At 64.0% G+C, this 16877-nt stretch carries 17 protein-coding genes; 8 read left to right on the top strand and 9 right to left on the bottom strand.

Annotated features, from left to right (window positions below; all coding sequences use genetic code 11):
• Positions 1-341: 341 nt before the first annotated feature.
• From ACIP0B_RS24725 to ACIP0B_RS24710, 4 genes are all read left to right on the top strand, one after another.
• Entirely contained in the window at positions 342-671 is a 330-nt protein-coding gene (locus ACIP0B_RS24725; protein WP_400836892.1) for a hypothetical protein, read from the top strand.
• A gap of 218 nt (positions 672-889) precedes the next feature.
• Entirely contained in the window at positions 890-1603 is a 714-nt protein-coding gene (locus tag ACIP0B_RS24720) for a hypothetical protein (RefSeq protein WP_400836889.1), read from the top strand.
• 72 nt (positions 1604-1675) lie between these two features.
• Positions 1676-3586, top strand: coding sequence for an alkaline phosphatase D family protein (locus ACIP0B_RS24715; RefSeq protein WP_400836886.1), 1911 nt, complete (start codon positions 1676-1678; stop codon positions 3584-3586).
• An 85-nt stretch (positions 3587-3671) separates the two neighbouring features.
• The gene (locus tag ACIP0B_RS24710) at positions 3672-4163 is read left to right on the top strand and encodes an adenylate kinase (protein WP_400836883.1); all 492 of its coding nucleotides are present in this window, start codon (positions 3672-3674) and stop codon (positions 4161-4163) included.
• Positions 4164-4182: 19 nt separating this feature from the next.
• Here the strand turns inward: ACIP0B_RS24710 and ACIP0B_RS24705 are convergent, their stop codons facing one another.
• Positions 4183-5355, bottom strand: coding sequence for an aspartate aminotransferase family protein (locus ACIP0B_RS24705; protein WP_400836880.1), 1173 nt, complete (start codon positions 5353-5355; stop codon positions 4183-4185).
• 102 nt (positions 5356-5457) lie between these two features.
• Between ACIP0B_RS24705 and ACIP0B_RS24700 the strand changes: the two genes are divergently transcribed.
• On the top strand, positions 5458-6363 hold the full coding sequence (locus ACIP0B_RS24700; protein WP_400836877.1) for a LysR family transcriptional regulator: 906 nt from the start codon (positions 5458-5460) through the stop codon (positions 6361-6363).
• A gap of 14 nt (positions 6364-6377) precedes the next feature.
• On the opposite strand, the gene msrA is transcribed toward ACIP0B_RS24700, so the two are convergent.
• From msrA to msrB, 3 genes are read right to left on the bottom strand one after another with little or no spacing between them, the layout of a single operon-like run.
• A complete protein-coding gene (gene msrA, locus ACIP0B_RS24695; RefSeq protein ID WP_400836874.1) occupies positions 6378-7082 on the bottom strand; it encodes a peptide-methionine (S)-S-oxide reductase MsrA in 705 nt (234 codons plus the stop codon).
• 15 nt (positions 7083-7097) lie between these two features.
• Positions 7098-8906: a cytochrome c biogenesis protein DipZ gene (locus ACIP0B_RS24690; RefSeq protein WP_400836871.1), complete on the bottom strand. Its 1809-nt coding sequence runs from the start codon at positions 8904-8906 to the stop codon at positions 7098-7100.
• Between the two features lie 43 nt (positions 8907-8949).
• Positions 8950-9468 (bottom strand): peptide-methionine (R)-S-oxide reductase MsrB, encoded by a 519-nt coding sequence (msrB, locus tag ACIP0B_RS24685; protein ID WP_400836869.1) that lies wholly within the window; start codon positions 9466-9468, stop codon positions 8950-8952.
• A 151-nt stretch (positions 9469-9619) separates the two neighbouring features.
• Here msrB and ACIP0B_RS24680 point away from each other — a divergent pair, with 151 nt between their 5' ends.
• The 3 genes from ACIP0B_RS24680 to ACIP0B_RS24670 all read left to right on the top strand — a co-directional run bounded on the left by ACIP0B_RS24680 (position 9620) and on the right by ACIP0B_RS24670 (position 12682).
• A complete protein-coding gene (locus ACIP0B_RS24680) occupies positions 9620-10336 on the top strand; it encodes a response regulator transcription factor (protein ID WP_400836867.1) in 717 nt (238 codons plus the stop codon).
• On the top strand, positions 10333-11859 hold the full coding sequence (locus ACIP0B_RS24675) for a sensor histidine kinase (RefSeq protein WP_400836864.1): 1527 nt from the start codon (positions 10333-10335) through the stop codon (positions 11857-11859). Before ACIP0B_RS24680 ends, ACIP0B_RS24675 begins: the two co-directional genes overlap by 4 nt.
• A 118-nt stretch (positions 11860-11977) precedes the next feature.
• Positions 11978-12682 (top strand): hypothetical protein, encoded by a 705-nt coding sequence (locus tag ACIP0B_RS24670; protein ID WP_400836861.1) that lies wholly within the window; start codon positions 11978-11980, stop codon positions 12680-12682.
• 69 nt (positions 12683-12751) lie between these two features.
• Here ACIP0B_RS24670 and ACIP0B_RS24665 read toward each other — a convergent pair whose 3' ends face one another.
• The 5 genes from ACIP0B_RS24665 to ACIP0B_RS24645 form a co-directional block, all read right to left on the bottom strand.
• Entirely contained in the window at positions 12752-13243 is a 492-nt protein-coding gene (locus ACIP0B_RS24665) for a RidA family protein (RefSeq protein ID WP_400836858.1), read from the bottom strand.
• A 169-nt stretch (positions 13244-13412) separates the two neighbouring features.
• Complete coding sequence (cyoE, locus tag ACIP0B_RS24660; RefSeq protein ID WP_400836855.1) at positions 13413-14300, bottom strand: heme o synthase; 888 nt, start codon at positions 14298-14300, stop codon at positions 13413-13415.
• A 10-nt stretch (positions 14301-14310) separates the two neighbouring features.
• Positions 14311-14646, bottom strand: coding sequence for a cytochrome o ubiquinol oxidase subunit IV (cyoD, locus tag ACIP0B_RS24655; RefSeq protein ID WP_085584904.1), 336 nt, complete (start codon positions 14644-14646; stop codon positions 14311-14313).
• Positions 14646-15272: a cytochrome o ubiquinol oxidase subunit III gene (locus tag ACIP0B_RS24650; protein ID WP_085584902.1), complete on the bottom strand. Its 627-nt coding sequence runs from the start codon at positions 15270-15272 to the stop codon at positions 14646-14648. The genes cyoD and ACIP0B_RS24650 overlap by 1 nt, the downstream gene beginning before the upstream one ends.
• A gap of 3 nt (positions 15273-15275) precedes the next feature.
• Positions 15276-16877, bottom strand: a 1602-nt coding sequence (locus ACIP0B_RS24645) for a cbb3-type cytochrome c oxidase subunit I (protein WP_400836850.1), incomplete at its 5' end; no start/stop codon positions are given.

The raw sequence follows: 16877 nt of genomic DNA, 5'->3' as shown, positions 1-16877 counted from the left end.
TCTTTTTCAACTTCAACCACTTGCGCTTTCGATCTCTCGTCAGCGGGAGGCGAATACTACAGCATTGAAATTGTGCGTCAACCCCCGTTCAGAAATTCTTTCTTCTCACCCAAGAGCCTCAGTCGTCCCCAATCTGCCATATAGAAGAACACGTCAAGCCAAAACCATGCGCACAGTCAGATGCGCATCCAATTCAACCTATGCCTATCAAGGCGTTAATGTTAGTTTCGCCTCCCCCTCGGGGCACCCACACCTAGAAAGGGTCTTGCTTCGCAAGGCCTTTTTTTCGCCTGCCGGAAAGTGCCGATGGCCCTGCGGCACGATGCGCAAGGAGTCACACCATGGAATCATCACTGGAAACCGTCGCGCTGTTCTCCCTTAAGCTGGCGTATGAGGAAGAAGGCCTGAGCCCGATTCTGCGGGACGACCTGGTCATGGGCGATTACCAGAAGGACGTGTTCGAGCTGCTGGTGCGCCGGGGTGACGTGCAGACCATCCAATTCAAGATGAACGAGTGCCTGGGCTTGGCGCTGGATGCCGTCGGCGGCGCCGAACGTCCCATGGGGCGGGAACTGAACAGATTGTCGGGAGCACTCGGCCAGGCCCGGTCGTTGGAACAGTTGAATGAACCCCTGCTTGCCCTCAAGCACTACCTGAAAGACATTCTGTAACAGCCCCCCGGACAACTGTCGGAAATCCGTCCGCACCGACGATCTTCTCATGGCCCATGAGCTGAAACGCCCCCGCTCCCATCAGTGCCCTTATGCAGCCTCAAGAAAGAGACATCACCGACATCACTGCAACCGAGGGCGCGGGCGCGTTCGATTTGCTATCTTGCCGCCCATCTTCAGCGCACATCATGGGCGTGAGCATTTAAGGAAAGGATCGAATGGAGTTTCTGCGTTTACTCGTGTTTGTGGCGGCTTGGGGTTTCATGTGGCGCTGGGTGGTGAAGAACCGCGGCGGCTGGAACCTTATCTACAGCAACCTGGTGGGTGCGGCGGGCGGTTTCATCGTGGGCCTGGTGATGCTGTCGATCACCTTTTCGCTGTTCCCGTCGGCGCATAGCCCTGAAAGGGCTGCGCAGGAGGACGTGGCGGAGCAGGAGGCCGAGCCGGCCCCCGACGTCGCGCTGCTTCCCGCGTCCGACGACTTTCCGGCCTATGTCGCCAGCGAACCGCAGAACGAGCCTTCGCCGCCCGAGTCCGCGCTCCTACCCAATTTCAGTAAACGTCTGACGGCAGCGGTGTCCGAGAAGAAGGTGCAGGACACCGCAGGCAAAGAGTTCGCCGCGCTGCGCAAGCGGATCGGCAAAGACCCGAACGCCGACAAGTCCCTGCTGGCCTCGGTGATGTGCGCGCCGTTCATCATGAACGCCATGCGCTTTCCCGCCTCGGCGGTGATCGCCAATCCGTCCTCGACCCAGAGCACGCGGTACAAGGATCAGACCTACACCATCAGCAACACCGTCACCGCCCGCAACATGCTCGGCGACGATGTCAGCTACCGCTACGACTGCTCGCTGCAGCAAGTGGCCGGCAAGGAGTCCGGGTACGCCGACTGGCGCCTGCTGAACCTGAAGCTGCAGAAGGTCAAATCTTAAGCCTGGCTTAAGGGTGGCGGACGCGGGCTGCGCTATGATCGCCGGCCCGTGCGCCCGGAGACTTGATCCGCGATGTCCCTTGATGAGTTGACCCTGCCCCCTGTGCTGGCCGGCCCGCTGTTGCGGCGGCTGGAGCCGTCCAGGATGGTGATGTGGCTGGTGGGCACCCGGCCATTGTCACTGACCTTGCGCCTGGAGGGTGTGGGAGACATTCCGCTTGACGGGACGAAATGCACTGTCGTTCCCGTAGGAACCCGGGCCTTCATCCATCTGATCGACGTCGCCCTGGAAGAGCCGCTGCCCTGCGACACCCGCATCGGTTATGACCTGCTGATCGACGACCGGCTGCCGATCGCCGAGTGGGCACCGCACCTGCTCTACGGCAACGCCCCCTCGCCGAACTTCGTCCTGCGTTCGCGGATCGATCACCTGCTCCACGGCTCCTGCCGCAAACCCCACCACAAGGCTGCCGATGGCCTGCTGTGCGTCGATCGCGTGCTGGCGGCCGAAACCGAACCTGCGCAGCGCCCTGCCCTGCTGATGATGACCGGCGACCAGATCTACGCCGATGACGTGGCCGGCCCGATGCTGCGCTCGATCCATGCCCTGACCGAACGCCTGGGTTTGTTCGGCGAACACCTCCAAGGCGCGGTGGTCAGCGACAGCGAAAGGCTCTACGAACATCCGGCCAGTTACTACCGCCGCGCCGATCTGTTACCGGCGCTTGAGAGCAACGAGACATTGCGCGAGCGATTTTTCGGCGGGGCGCGCAAGCCGATTTTCACCAGCAGCAGTGCCGACAACCATTTGGTGACGTTCGCCGAAGTCATGGCGATGTACCTGCTGGTTTGGTCGCCGACCCCGTGGATGCTGATTGAGCCGCAAGCCCCGGCGCTGACGCCAGACCAGCTCAAGCGCTATGCCCTCGAACAGACCCGCATCGACGGTTTCAAGGCCGGGTTGGGCAATGTGGCGCGGGCACTGGCGCACCTGCCGAGCCTGATGATCTTCGACGATCACGACATCACCGATGACTGGAACCTTTCTGCGCAATGGGAGGAAACGGCCTACGGCCATCCGTTCTCCAAACGCATCATCGGCAATGCGCTGATCGCCTATATGCTGTGCCAGGGCTGGGGCAACCAGCCGCAGGCCTTCGGCGATCTGCTGGAACAGACCCGCCGCCTGAGCGTCGACAGCGACGGCCGCTATCTGGACAGCACGGCGCAGGATGACCTGATCGACGACCTGCTGCGCTTTCAGCACTGGCATTACGTGCTGCCGAGCACCCCGGCGCTGGTGGTGCTCGACACCCGCACCCGCCGCTGGCGCAGCGAGCGTTCGCTCAAGCAACCGTCGGGCCTGCTGGACTGGGAAGCCCTGTGCGAGCTGCAGCAGGCATTGCTCGGTCACCCGACCGCGATCATCGTTTCACCGGCGCCGGTGTTCGGCGTGAAACTGATCGAGACCGTGCAGAGGGTGTTCAGCTGGTGCGGCTACCCCTTGCTGGTGGATGCGGAGAACTGGATGGCCCACCGCGGCGCAGCCCAGGTGATCCTGAACATTTTCCGACACTCGCGCACGCCCGGCAGCTACGTGGTGCTGTCCGGCGATGTGCATTATTCCTTCGTCTACGAAGTGCTCATCCGACACCGCAAGGGTGGCCCGCGGATCTGGCAGATCACCAGCAGCGGCATCAAGAACGAGTTCCCGCCCACTCTGCTGGAATGGTTCGACCGCCTCAACCGCTGGCTCTACTCGCCGCGCTCGCCGCTGAACTGGCTGACCAAACGCCGCCGCATGCGCATCGTGCCCTACGTCCCCGAACACGCCGAAGCGGGCGAGCGCCTGTGGAACTCGGCGGGGATCGGCCAAGTGTTCTTCAACGAGGCCGGACAGCCACAGGACATCATCCAGCACAACGCCAACGGCGCGGCCAAGACCCGGATGCTGGCGCCTGACCTGTCGGACTATCCTGATTAGAACCACGGCACCGCAGACGCTCACTGTAGGAGCCAGCTTGCTGGCGATGACGCCCGCACAGACGTCGCACGGCAGAAGCATGCCCATGAACCTCACACGCACCCTCATCATCGGCAATTCAGGAGCCGGCAAGAGCTGGCTGGCACGCCGACTGTCCGTTCGCCTGAACGCACCTTGGGTCGAGCTTGACCGCATCCACTGGCGGTCCGACGAACACAGCATCCCCCGCCCCCGCGGCGAAGCGATGGGCCTGGCCCGGCTAGCCGCCAGCCAAGAGCACTGGGTGATCGAAGGCGTGTACGACGTGATCGTCAGTGAATTGCTCGACCGCGCAACGGCGTTGATCTGGCTGCGCATCGCCGACACGGAATGCGTGGCCAACATCCGCCGGCGGGAACGCGGCTCGCCCCCGGACGATCCGCGCCTGGCCGCGATGCTGGCGTGGGCCGCCGGTTACCGTGACCGGGAAGGCGCGGACGGGTGGGCTGTGCACCGGCAGTTGTTTGAGGGGTTTGCGGGGGAGAAGGTGGTGCTCTGGGAGCGCGGGGAAATCATCAGGTTTGCGGGCAGTGCATGACGCACCGCCCGCCCCAGCTTCACATCGAAGCGATCACCCGCCCCACCCCTCTGACAATCATCCCCACCTCCCGCTCATCGAGCGTCAGCGGCGGCAGCAGCCGGATGGTCTTGCCGCGGGTGACGTTGATCAGCAATCCGTGATCCCGTGCCGCAATCAGCGTCAGGTCGCGGATCGGCTGCTTGAGTTCGATGCCGATCATCAGCCCCTGCCCACGGATCGCCAGCACGTTGGGATTGTCCGCCAGCTCTGAGCGCAGGCGGGTCAACAGGCGTTCGCCCTGAACCCTGGCGTTCTCCAGCAATCCCTGCTCTTCGATGATGTCGAGCACCGTGCAGCCGACCCGGCACGCCAGCGGATTGCCGCCGAAGGTACTGCCGTGACTGCCGGGGGTGAACAGGTCCGCCGCCCGGCCCCGCGCCAGGCAGGCACCGATCGGCACGCCGTTGCCCAGGCCTTTGGCCAGCGTCATCACATCCGGGACAATGCCTTCGTGCTGGAACGCGAACCAGCGGCCGGTGCGGCCGATGCCGGTCTGGATTTCGTCGAGCATCATCAGCCAGGCGTGACGGTCGCACGCCTCGCGCAGGGCCTTGAGATAGCCGGGCGGCGCGGTCTGCACACCGCTTTCGCCCTGGATCGGCTCGACCAGGATGGCCACGATCCGCTCGCCGTGCTGGCGTTGCACCTGATCCAGCGCGGCGAGGTCGCCGAACGGCACCTTGATGAAGTCCCCCGGCAGGTCATTGAAACCCAGGCGCACCGCCGGGCCGTCGCTGGCCGACAAGGTGCCCAGCGTGCGGCCGTGAAAGGCGTTGGCCATCACCACCACCAGCGGCTGTTCGATCCCCTTGCGCCAGCCGTAGAGGCGCGCCAGCTTCAGCGCGGTTTCGTTGGCCTCGGCGCCGGAGTTGTTGAAGAACGCCCGCTCCATTCCCGACAACTGCGTCAGTTTCTGCGCCAGCCGTTGCTGCCAGTCGATGCTGTACAGGTTGGAGGTGTGCAGCAGCAGTCCGGCCTGCTCGCTGATCGCCGAAACGATGCGCGGGTGCGAGTGGCCGACGTTGGTCACCGCCACACCGGCCACCGCGTCCAGGTATTCGCGACCGGCCTGATCCCACAGGCGGGTGCCCAGTCCCTTGATGAAACTCAGGGCCAGCGGTTGGTAGGTGTTCATCAGGGCGGCGGTCATGACTTCAAACTCCAGTGAAGGTCGGTGTGTTTGCAGTATGGTTAGCCACCAGAGCTGGATAAACTCGGCAACACTTCAATCATTTAGAAGCAGGGCTTGATAATGGATCTGTTCCAGTCGATGAGCGTCTACGTCAAGGTCGTGGAAGCCGGCAGCATGACCGCGGCAGCCCTGCAATGCGAAATGTCCACGACCATGGTCGGCAATCACCTGCGGGCGCTGGAGCAGCGGCTCGGCGTGCAACTGCTGCAACGCACGACACGCCGTCAGCGGCTGACCGAATTCGGCTCGCTCTACTACCAGCGTTGCCTGGAGGTGCTGGGGCTGGTCAAGGACTCCGAACGCCTCGCCGAACAGACGGTGGACGAACCGCGCGGCCTCCTGCGCATCACGGCGCCGCTGACCTTCGGCGTCGAACGCCTGGCCCCGGCATTGAGCGCGTTTTCCCTGCAGTGCCCGCAGGTCAAGCTGGATGTGGTGCTGACCAACCGGCGTCCGGACCTGCTGGAAAGCGGCCTCGATGTGGCGTTCCGGCTTGGCCACTTCGAGCAATCGAACCTGATCGCCCGGCCACTGATCGATTACACCCTGACCGTGTGCGCCTCCCCTGAGTACGTGGCCCGGCGCGGCATGCCGCATACGCCTGAAGACCTGCAGCAGCACGATTGCCTGTCGTTCGCCTACCCTGCCGGCGATGACTGGCAATCGGTGGAAAAACGCTGGCGCCTGAGCGGGCCGGACGGGGAAATCATGATCGACGTCAGCGGCCCGATGCTGATGAACACCTCTGCCGGGCTGCATCAGGCGGCCCGCACCGGCATGGGCATCGTGATGTTGCCCGACGCCCTGGTCGAACAGGACTTGCGGGACGGCAAACTGGTGACGGTGATCCCCGATTACCAACCGCCCAGCCGCCCGCTGCACCTGCTGTATGCGCAGGATCGCTACCGGCTGCCGAAGCTGCGGCGCTTCGTCGAGTTTGCGATGCAGACGTGGGGCAAGCGCTGACCGGCGACCGGTGATCACGACCCGCCTTTGACCAGCACCGGTTTCTCCTGATAACGCTGGGCGAACAACTGCTTCAACTGCGCCACCTTCGGCAGGTCGTTGATCATGATGTAGGGATAGCTCGGGTGTTCCGTCAGGAAATCCTGGTGATAGTCCTCCGCCGGGTAAAAGCCGTTGTACGTTTCCAGGCGGGTCACAATCGGCTTGCCGAAGGCATGCGTCGCATCGAGCTGGGCGATGTAGGCCTGGGCCACCCGTTGCTGTTCGGCATTGACCGGAAACAGCGCCGAGCGGTATTGCGTGCCGCTGTCCGGCCCCTGCCGGTTGAGTTCGGTGGGGTTGTGGGCCACCGAGAAGTAGATCTGCAACAGGCTGCCGTAGCTGACCTGCGCCGGGTCGAATGTGACCTGCACCGACTCGGCGTGGCCGGTATCGCCTTCGCTGACCCGCTCGTATTCCGCCGTGTCCGCCGCGCCGCCGGCATAGCCGGACACGGCGTTCTGCACGCCTTTGACGTGCTGGAAAACACCCTGGACGCCCCAGAAGCAGCCGCCGGCGAACACCGCGGTTTCGCTGCGGGCCTGGTTGTTCTCATCGAGGGCCGGCGGCGGAATGACCACCCCTTGCTCGGCACCGAAGGAGAACGCCGAGCATTGTCCCACCACTGCGGCCGCCGCGACGCCCAGCAACAGCCGGCGCCAGATCATTCGGGTTTTCATGTTGCGGACTCCTGATCAACCAAAGGTAAAGGCGTAGGCCGACACGCCCGGATCGAGAAACTCGATGCTGAAGGTTCGATCCTTCACGCCATCGGTCTGGCGCACCAACTGATACAGCCGCTGTTCGGTCACCTGGCCCGTTCCGTCCGGTGCGACATCGACGCCGTGGGCATCGCCCGGTGCCTGGCCATCGAGGGTCACCTTGAAGCGCACGGGCTTGCCGTCCTTGCCCGGGCCCAGCACCAGGTGCAGATCGCGGGCATGGAAGCGATAGACGATGCGGCCGGCCGGCGCGCTGGCCGTGGCGCGCTCGGCGCCGACCGCCCATTGCCCGCCGAGGCTCCAGTCGTTCAAGGCCAGGGAGGCCGGGGTCTTGTAGGCCGCCACCTTGTCGGGAACGAGGCTGGTTTCCGGTACGAAATGTTCCGCGCGCTGGTAGCCGATGTAGGTTTCCGGCGACAGCACCTGATTCATGTCCGCGGCCAATTGCACGCCCTGGGCATCGGCATCGATCAAGCCGTCGGCCACGGTCTTCGAACCGGCCTCACGCAGCAGTTGCTGAATGACCTTTTCCGACTCGGCGTAATCCCCTTCGCCGAAATGGTGGTAACGGATTCGCCCCTGGGCGTCGGCAAAGTAGTGCGCCGGCCAGTATTCGTTGTTGAAGGCGCGCCAGATCCGGTAGTCGTTGTCGATGGCCACCGGGTATTGGATGCCCAGCTCCTTCATGGCTTTGGTGACGTTGCCCACGTCGCGCTCGAAGGCAAACTCCGGCGCATGCACGCCGATCACCACCAGCCCCTGGTCGCGGTACTTCTCAGCCCAGGCCTTGACGTAAGGCAGGGTGCGCAGGCAGTTGATGCAGGAGTAGGTCCAGAAATCCACCAGCACCACCTTGCCTTTCAAGGCCTGGGCGTCCAGCGGCGGCGAGTTGAGCCATTGCACCGCACCGTCCAAGGGCGGCAACCGCCCTTCCACCGGCAAGGTGCCCGGCGCCTTCGCCGCCATTTTCATCGCGCCGCCGGCCGCCATCATGGCGCCGTTTTCAGGGACGTCCGACGCCGGAATCTGCGCGCTCATCGCACCGTCCGCACCGGCGGATCGTCCGGACAGCTTGCCGACCAACGCCTGTTCCAGGCCGCCCGTGGAGGCGGTGGACACCCGCGCCAGAATCCCGGTGTCGAGGCCCAGCGCGATGGCGGCCACCCCCGCCAGCATGGCGGCCCCCAGCCCGCGCCGAATCCACTCGCCGGTGCCGATCGAGCGCTTCATCAGCGCGAAGACCTTACCGCCCAGCAGCAGGGCCGCGGCCAGCGAAGTGGCGGCCCCGGCGGCGTAGGCCAGCAGCAACAACGTGGTGGCGATGCTTGCGCCTTGCAGCGCGGCGCCGGTCAGGATCAGCCCCAGGATCGGCCCGGCGCACGGTGCCCAAAGCAGCCCGGTGGCGACGCCGATCAGAAACGAAGCGCCGGGACGCGGCCGGCTGTCCTGCCCGGCGGCCTCCGACAGGCGACTGCCGGCCGACACCAGCGGCCGGGTCAACCGCTCGGCCAACTGCGGCAGCAGCAGCGTCAGCCCGAACAGTGCAACGAACAGCAACGCGAGCCAGCGCCCGTACTGATTGACTTGCACCACCCAACCGCCGCCCACCGCCGCCAGCGTGGCGACCAGGGCGAAGGTCAGCGCCATCCCCGCCAGCAGCGGCAAGCCACTTCTGAAAAACGGCTGCCCGGTGCGAGCGAAGACAAAGGGCAGAACCGGCAGGATGCAGGGGCTGACGATCGTCAGCACGCCGCCCAGATAAGCGAGAACCAAGAGCCACATGGCATCGTCCTGTAGTCAGTGAAAAACGCGGGCGGGGCACGGTTCATGCCGCCGCGGGGTTGAAGGTCATGGCCACGCCGTTCATGCAGTAGCGCAGGCCGGTGGGTTTCGGGCCGTCGTCGAAGACGTGCCCCAGGTGCCCGCCGCAGCGCCGGCAATGGACTTCCTCGCGGCTCATGCCGAAGGATCGGTCCTGGCGCGTGGCCACGGCATGCTCCAGCGGCGCCCAGAAACTCGGCCAGCCGGTGCGGCTGTCGAACTTGGTCGCGGACGAGAACAGCGCCAGCGCGCAACCGGCGCAGGCGAACGTGCCGGTGCGGTGCTCGCCGTTCAGCGGGCTGGTGTAGGCCCGTTCGGTGCCTTCCCCGCGCAGCACGTCGTACTGCTCGGGGCTGAGCAGCGCGCGCCATTCGCTGTCGCTGTGGACAACTTCGAACGCTTCGTCGGCGCGGGCTTCGCCGATCGGCGAAGCGCCGGTCGACAATTTTGGCAATACACCCGCCAACAGGGCCGCAACCCCCAGCCCGCCGCCCGCTGCCAGTATCTGTCGCCGTGTGAGCATGGCTGTCTCCGTCGATTCCAAGTGCTTGATGACGAACACAGCCTAGGCTTGGGTTGATCGCCGAATCCTCACGGAAAGTTAAACGATTGGTGATAACTCGCCCGGAGGAAAACCCGCACAATGCGCCTATCGCGCCGAAGGAATGAGCTTCATGGAACAGACCAAACGCGTCCTGGTGGTCGAGGACGACCTGCACATCGCCGACCTCATCTGCCTGCACCTGCGGGACGAACAGTTCGAGGTGGTGCACAGCGCCGACGGCGCCGAAGGCATGCGCCTGCTGCAGCAGGAACAGTGGGACGCCCTCATCCTCGACCTCATGCTGCCCGGCGTCGACGGCCTGGAAATCTGCCGCCGCGCCCGGGCGATGGCGCGCTATACGCCGATCATCATCACCAGCGCCCGCTCCAGCGAACTGCACCGCATCCTCGGCCTTGAGCTGGGGGCCGACGACTACCTCGCCAAGCCGTTCTCGATGCTGGAGCTGGTGGCCCGGGTCAAGGCCCTGCTGCGCCGGGTCGACGCCATGGCGCGCAACCTGAAGATGGACGCCGGACGCCTGATGCTCGACGGGCTGGAGATCGACCCGATCACCCGTGAGGTGCTGCTCAACGGCCAACGGCTGGACCTGCCCCCGAGGGAATTCGACCTGCTGCACTTCTTCGCCCGCCAGCCGGGCAAGGTGTTCTCGCGCATGGACCTGCTCAACGCCGTCTGGGGCTACAGCCACGAGGGCTACGAACACACGGTCAACACCCACATCAACCGGCTGCGGTCGAAGATCGAGGCCGACCCTGCCCAGCCCAAGCGCATCCTCACGGTGTGGGGGCGCGGCTACAAGTTCAGCGCCAGCGCGGAACAGCCATGAGACTGACCCTCACGCAGCGCCTGTCGCTGGTGTTCGCCGCCCTGCTGCTGGTGTGCTGCGGCACCTCGGCCTGGCTCCAGGTGCGCTCCAGCCAGATGCATGAACTGGAGGTGGTGCAAGGCCTGTCCCGCGACCTGGCCCGGCACATCGCCCGCGACACCGTGCTGATGGACAGCCACGGCCTGATGCCCGGCGCCGTGCGGGAACTGTTCAGCCAACTGATGCTGGTCAACCCCAGCGTCGAGGTGTACCTGCTGGACAACGCCGGCCGGATCGTCGGCAATGCCGCGCCCGAAGGCCGGCTGCGCAGGCAGACGGTCGATCTCGCCCCGGTCCGGCGGCTGCTCGACGACCAGCCGTTGCCGATCCTCGGCGATGACCCGCGCAGCGTCGACGGCCGCAAGGTGTTCAGCGCCGCGCCGCTGCAGGTCGACGGCAAGCCGTCCGGCTATCTCTATGTGGTGCTGCTGAGCGAGGAGCACGACCGCTACGCCGAACGCGGCGCCACCAGCGCCGCCCTGAACACCGCCCTGCTGTCCATCGGGCTGGTGGCGCTGCTGTGCCTGGTCGCTGGCCTCGTGGCGTTCAACCTGATAACCCGTCCGTTGCGGCGGCTGACCGACACCGTCAGCCGCTTCGACATCGACGGCGCGCCGCGCGCAGCGTCGCAGGAGAACGGCCCGCCGGCTGTGGACAAGTCCGCCGAACACGACGAAATCGCCGTGCTCGACAACGCTTTCCGGCAGATGCAGGCCCGGCTCGGCGAGCAGTGGCGTTCTTTGACCCGTCAGGACCAGGAACGCCGCGAGCTGGTGGCGAACATTTCCCACGACCTGCGCACGCCGCTGGCTTCCCTGCACGGCTACCTGGAGACCCTGTCGCTCAAGGACGCCACGCTGTCGGCGCAGGAGCGCCGGCGCTACCTGGGCATCGCCCTCGACCAGAGCCGCAAGGTCGGCGGCCTGGCCCAATCGCTGCTGGAACTGGTGCGCCTGGAGCACGGCTTCGTGCAGCCGGTGCTGGAACGCTTTTCGCTGACCGACCTGGTGCAGGACGTGTTCCAGAAGTTCGAGCTGGGCGCCGAAGCCCGCCAGGTCAGCCTCAAGGCCGACTTCACCGCGAACCTGCCCCCGGTCTGCGCGGACCTTGGCCTCATCGAGCGGGTGCTGACCAACTTGGTGGACAACGCCTTGCGCCATACGCCGCCGGGCGGGGACATTGAACTGGAACTCAAGCCACGGGATTCGCAGGTCGAGGTGACGGTCAGCGACACCGGCCCCGGCATCGCGCCGCAACTGCGCGAAAGCCTGTTCCTGCGCCCGTTCAACATCGGCGGCGCCCGTCGGGACGGCGGGCTGGGCCTGCGCATCGTGCACCGCATCCTGCAACTGCACGGCAGCGAGATCCGCCTGCTCGATGCGCCGGGGCGCGGGGCGACGTTCCGCTTTGCCCTTCAGGTCAATCCGCAGAGCGCCGAGCAGTCGATGCTGCGTTCGATGGAACAGCACGCACCGGGCAAATAATCGACGCCGTCGGCGCCCTGCTCCGTGACAACCCGGCGCCGCTCCCCTAAATTAGGCGCCCGGAAAAAGACCCCGTGCTTTCTCGTCTCAACCCAGTCAAAGAAGTAGTGAAATTTCAATGTCCGATTTCAACACCGCTGAATCCGTAGTCACTCTGTCGTCCAAAGCGGAATACGAAAACTCCATCAATCTTTCACAACACCTTCCGCAGGCCAAGACCATCAGCGAAATGGTGCTGGACGCGTTCCAGTCCACCCGCGAAAGCGACCAGATCCGTGAGCTGCGCACGGCGATCCGCCAGGCCCACGACCGCTTCGATGACGACCAGGCCTATGAACTGATGGGCCAGCTCAAGCGCCTGAAGGACGCCGAAGCCGCCGACACCGCCGCCCTCGAAGACTTGAGCGGCAAGTTCCCGATCAGCCGCATCCTGGCCAGCTACAAGGACGATCCGGCCTTCCAGGAAATCGTCTACGGCCTGGCCCTGAAGGTCCTGAACCAGACCCACCAGGCCATCAGCAACCCGAGCGGCGGCAAGGGCAAGGCCGCACGGGCCAAGAAAGACGCCGAAGTCTTCACCATCAGCAAGGACGGCATCAGCGTGACCCTGCCGATGCGCACCCCGCGCTCGCGCCTGAGCATGGACCGCGAAGCGCTGGAGTTCCTCGGCTTCACCTTCACCGGTGAAGGCGACGAGGCCGAGCTGGACGGCGAGTCCTTCGTCGACAACACCGGCACCGAGCAGGCGGTCAACCGCAAGAACATCATCACCGCCCTGCAGCAGCAGACCGCGTTCGACGGCTACAGCATCGCCGCGCAGTAAACCGCGCGCCGACGAAAAAGCCCCGTCCTGGATGCCAGGCGGGGCTTTTTGCTGCGCAGGTGCCTGCGGTCATGCCGTGGGATGCAGCGCCGCGATCATGTCCACTTCGATGGCCGCGTTCTTCGGCAGCTGATAGACGCCGACCGTGGTGCGGGTGTGCCGGCCGACATCGCCGAACACATGGCTGAACACATCCGATGCGCCGTTGGCGACTTCGCTCAGGTCGACGAAGTCCGCCGTGGACTTCACATAGACCGTGACCCGCAGCAACGCCTTGACCTTGTCCAGCGAACCGACCGCGTCGACGATCAGCGCCAGCGCGCGCATCGCGCTGATGCTGGCGGCGGCCTGCGCATCCTTGAGCGTCAACTCCAGGCCGACCCGCCCCGGATACTGGATCTGACCGTGGGTGCGCGGCACCAGGCCGCTGATGTACAGCTCGTCATGATGACGGATCAACGGCGCATAGTTGCCGCCGCTGGAGTTCTCGCCGTAGATGTCGAAGTTCAGTTCTTTCGCCAGTGCAATGAAGCGCTCATCGCAGGTCAACCTTTCCGTCATTTCGCCCAGCCTCTGAATCGATGCATGAAGAACCACAGGTTTGGATCCAAATCTAGGCCTTTTGCCACTATGGCGCAACCGGCCATCCCCTCCCGAGCCCCCTGAAACGCGGGCAACAAAAAACCCCGCGCGTCTTTCGACGGCGGGGTTTTTCTTGAAGCGTCAACACTTACGGCGCGTAGGTCATCAGCACATCGCCCGGCACCTTGAAGTCCACCGACATCATCACGCTCAGCGCGGTGATGGTGAAGATCGAGAACACGAACAGCTTGCGTGCCCAGACGGTGTCGTCCACCGCCTTGTTGCCGGTCCAGGCCATGTACAGCCAGTACATGCCCATGGCCGCGGCGACGGCGAAGTAGCTCATGCCGGCGTAGCCGCTCAAGGTCAGCATCAGGGTCGCTGCCAGGAACGCCAGGATGTAGATCAGGATGTGCTTCTTGGCCGTCTCGATCCCGCGCTTCACCGGCAGCACCGGAATCGATGCGGCTTGGTAATCCTTGAAGCGGAAGATCGCGATGGCGTAGGAATGCGGCATCTGCCACAGGCTGAACATCACCAGCAGGGTCAGCGCGGCCATGTCGAAGCTGTTGCTCACGGCCACGTAACCGATCACCGGCGGCATGGCGCCCGACAGACTGCCCACCAGCGTGCCGTGGACCGACTTGCGCTTGAGGTACAGGCTGTAGAAGCCGACGTAGATGATGAAGCCGATCACGGCGAACAGGGCAGCCAACGGGTTGGCCACCTTGTACAGCAACGCAACGCCGGCGACACCCAGGACGGTCGCATAGGCCAGGGCCAGTTTCAGGGAGATCAGTCCCTGGACCAGCACCCGGTTCTTGGTGCGCTCCATCTTCAGGTCGATGTCGCGGTCGATGCAGTTGTTGAACACGCAACCGGAGGCCACGACCAGGGAGGTGCCGATCATGGCCGCCAGGAACACGGCCAGATCGACATGCCCCTTGGAGGCCAGGAAGAACCCGCCCGCCACCGAAAGCACGTTACCGAAAATGATCCCCGGTTTGGTGATTTGGATAAAGTGCTTGAGCGACATCGGGTCTACCTCACTTCGCCATCATGAACGTGTGGATGCTGAACATGATCCACAGCGACAGGCCGACCAGCAGCAGAATCACGATGGCCGTGAAGACGAACGCAATCACGTTGTTGCGCTGCGCCGCGGAACGGTCCAGGTGCAGGAAGTAATACAGGTGAACGATCACCTGGATCACCGCGAACAGCAGGACGATCGCCAGCGTCGTCGCCTTCGGCAGGCTCGGGTACATCACCAGGCCGAACGGGATGACGGTCAGGATCACCGACAGGATGAAGCCGATGGCGTAAGACTTTACGCTGCCGTGGCCAGCATCGTGGCTGTCATGGGAGTGTGCATTAGCCATTACAGGGTCCCCATCAGGTAGACGACGGTGAAGACGCAGATCCAGACCACGTCCAGGAAGTGCCAGAACAGGCTCAGGCAGCTCAGGCGGGTCTTGTTGGTCGACGTCAGGCCATGTTTGTTGACCTGGTACATCATCACCGCCATCCAGATCAGACCGGCGGAAACGTGCAGGCCGTGGGTGCCGACCAGGGTGAAGAAGCCGGACAGGAAGCCCGAACGGTTAGGGCCGAAGCCTTCGGAGATCAGCAGGTGGAACTCGTTGATCTCCATGGCGATGAAGCCCGCGCCCAGCAGGAAGGTCATGAACAGCCAACCCAGCACCTGCTGCTTCTTGCCCTTGTACAACGCCAGCATGGCGAAGCCGTAGGTGATCGAACTGAACAGCAGCAGAGCGGTTTCGCCCAGCACGTAAGGCAGTTCGAAGATGTCGTGGCCCGACGGTCCGCCGGCCACGTTGTTCACCAGTACCGCGTACACCGCGAAGATCGACGCAAACAGGATGCAGTCGGTCATCAGGTAGAGCCAGAAACCGTAGACGGTCATCTCGCCCGAGTCGTGGTGATGGTCATCGTGCCCATGGTCATGACCATGGGCGTGTCCAACATTGGTCACTAAGTTCGACATTGTTTAAGCCTGTTCCAACTTGGTTTCAACACGGGTGGCGGACGCCGGGATCTTGCCGGCCGCGACCAGACGCTTGTGCTGCTCGGCTTCGATGCGCTCGATCACGTCGACCGGCACCATGTAGCCCTGATCGTCACGCGCGGCGTGGATCACGAAGTAGATCACGGTGCCTGCCAGGCTCGCGATCGCCAGCCACCAGATGTGCCAGATCATCGCGAAACCGAACACGGTCAGCAGAGCGCCCATCACCACACCGGTGGCGGTGTTGTTCGGCATGTGGATCGGCTCGTACTTGGCCGGCTTCTGGTACGCGGTACCGTTTTCCTTGGCTTCGGTGAACGGGTCGATGCAGTCGGCCTTCGGCAGGACGGCGAAGTTGTAGAACGGTGGCGGCGACGAGGTCGACCATTCCAGGGTATGGGCATTCCACGGGTCGCCGTGTTCGCACATGTTCTCTGGCTTGTTGCGGTCACGCACCGACACGTACAGCTGGATCAGCTGGGAAGCGATACCGAACGCGATCAGCACCGCACCGACCATGGCGACGTACAGGTACGGCACCCACTCAGGGTTGGTGGTGGCGTTCAGGCGACGGGTCATGCCCATGAAGCCCAGTGCGTACAGCGGCATGAACGCGACGAAGAAGCCGACGATCCAGAACCAGAACGCTGCCTTGCCCCAACCTTCGTGCAGCTTGAAGCCGAACGCTTTAGGGAAGTAGAAGCCGAAGCCTGCGATGTAGCCGAATACCGCGCCGCCGATGATCACGTTGTGGAAGTGCGCGATCACGAACAGGCTGTTGTGCAGCACGAAGTCCGCACCCGGGATGGCCAGCAGTACGCCGGTCATGCCGCCGATGGCGAAGGTCACCATGAAGCCCAGGGTCCACATCACCAGGCAGGTGAAGCGCAGACGTCCCACGTCGATGGTGAACAGCCAGTTGAACAGTTTCACGCCCGTCGGGATGGAGATCAGCATCGTCGCCAGACCGAAGAAGGCGTTGACGCTGGCACCCGAACCCATGGTGAAGAAGTGGTGCAGCCAAACCATGAAGCCCAGCACCGAGATCGCGCCCGAAGCGTAGATCATCGAGTGGTGGCCGAACAGTTTCTTGCCGGTGAACGCCGAGACGACTTCCGAGAAGATGCCGAACGCCGGCAGGATCAGGATGTACACCTCAGGGTGGCCCCAGGCCCAGAACAGGTTGACGTACATCATCGGATTGCCACCAAGTTCGTTGGTGAAAATGTGGAAATCCATGTAACGGTCAAGGGTCAGCAGCGCCAGGGTGGCGGTCAGGATCGGGAACGAAGCCACGATCAGGACGTTGGCCCAGGTGCAGGTCCAGGTGAAGATCGGCATGTCCATCAGCTTCATGCCAGGGGTACGCATCTTCAGCACGGTGGCCAGGAAGTTGACCCCCGTCAGCGTCGTACCCAGACCCGATAGCTGCAGCGCCCAGATGTAGTAGTCCACACCCACGCCAGGGCTGTATTGCAGGCCCGACAGCGGCGGATAGGCAACCCAGCCGGTCTTGGCGAATTCGCCGACGCCCAGGGACAGGTTGATCAGCACGACGCCGGACACCATCAGCCAGAAGCTCAG

This window comes from Pseudomonas sp. NPDC089534, from assembly GCF_044749305.1.
GTDB lineage: Bacteria > Pseudomonadota > Gammaproteobacteria > Pseudomonadales > Pseudomonadaceae > Aquipseudomonas > Aquipseudomonas ekonensis.
The sequence above is the reverse complement of the archived record's forward strand: the minus strand, read 5'-3'. Positions and strand labels throughout refer to the sequence as shown.

Coding starts and splice junctions, on each gene's coding strand:
- msrB (WP_400836869.1), bottom strand. CDS start 9,468: ATGCTCACACGGCGACAGATACTGGCAGCGGGCGGCGGGCTGGGGGTT.
- ACIP0B_RS24670 (WP_400836861.1), top strand. CDS start 11,978: ATGTCCGATTTCAACACCGCTGAATCCGTAGTCACTCTGTCGTCCAAA.
- ACIP0B_RS24715 (WP_400836886.1), top strand. CDS start 1,676: ATGTCCCTTGATGAGTTGACCCTGCCCCCTGTGCTGGCCGGCCCGCTG.
- cyoE (WP_400836855.1), bottom strand. CDS start 14,300: ATGTCGCTCAAGCACTTTATCCAAATCACCAAACCGGGGATCATTTTC.
- ACIP0B_RS24725 (WP_400836892.1), top strand. CDS start 342: ATGGAATCATCACTGGAAACCGTCGCGCTGTTCTCCCTTAAGCTGGCG.
- ACIP0B_RS24690 (WP_400836871.1), bottom strand. CDS start 8,906: ATGTGGCTCTTGGTTCTCGCTTATCTGGGCGGCGTGCTGACGATCGTC.
- ACIP0B_RS24720 (WP_400836889.1), top strand. CDS start 890: ATGGAGTTTCTGCGTTTACTCGTGTTTGTGGCGGCTTGGGGTTTCATG.
- ACIP0B_RS24675 (WP_400836864.1), top strand. CDS start 10,333: ATGAGACTGACCCTCACGCAGCGCCTGTCGCTGGTGTTCGCCGCCCTG.
- cyoD (WP_085584904.1), bottom strand. CDS start 14,646: ATGGCTAATGCACACTCCCATGACAGCCACGATGCTGGCCACGGCAGC.
- ACIP0B_RS24665 (WP_400836858.1), bottom strand. CDS start 13,243: ATGACGGAAAGGTTGACCTGCGATGAGCGCTTCATTGCACTGGCGAAA.
- ACIP0B_RS24680 (WP_400836867.1), top strand. CDS start 9,620: ATGGAACAGACCAAACGCGTCCTGGTGGTCGAGGACGACCTGCACATC.
- ACIP0B_RS24650 (WP_085584902.1), bottom strand. CDS start 15,272: ATGTCGAACTTAGTGACCAATGTTGGACACGCCCATGGTCATGACCAT.
- ACIP0B_RS24705 (WP_400836880.1), bottom strand. CDS start 5,355: ATGACCGCCGCCCTGATGAACACCTACCAACCGCTGGCCCTGAGTTTC.
- ACIP0B_RS24710 (WP_400836883.1), top strand. CDS start 3,672: ATGAACCTCACACGCACCCTCATCATCGGCAATTCAGGAGCCGGCAAG.
- ACIP0B_RS24700 (WP_400836877.1), top strand. CDS start 5,458: ATGGATCTGTTCCAGTCGATGAGCGTCTACGTCAAGGTCGTGGAAGCC.
- msrA (WP_400836874.1), bottom strand. CDS start 7,082: ATGAAAACCCGAATGATCTGGCGCCGGCTGTTGCTGGGCGTCGCGGCG.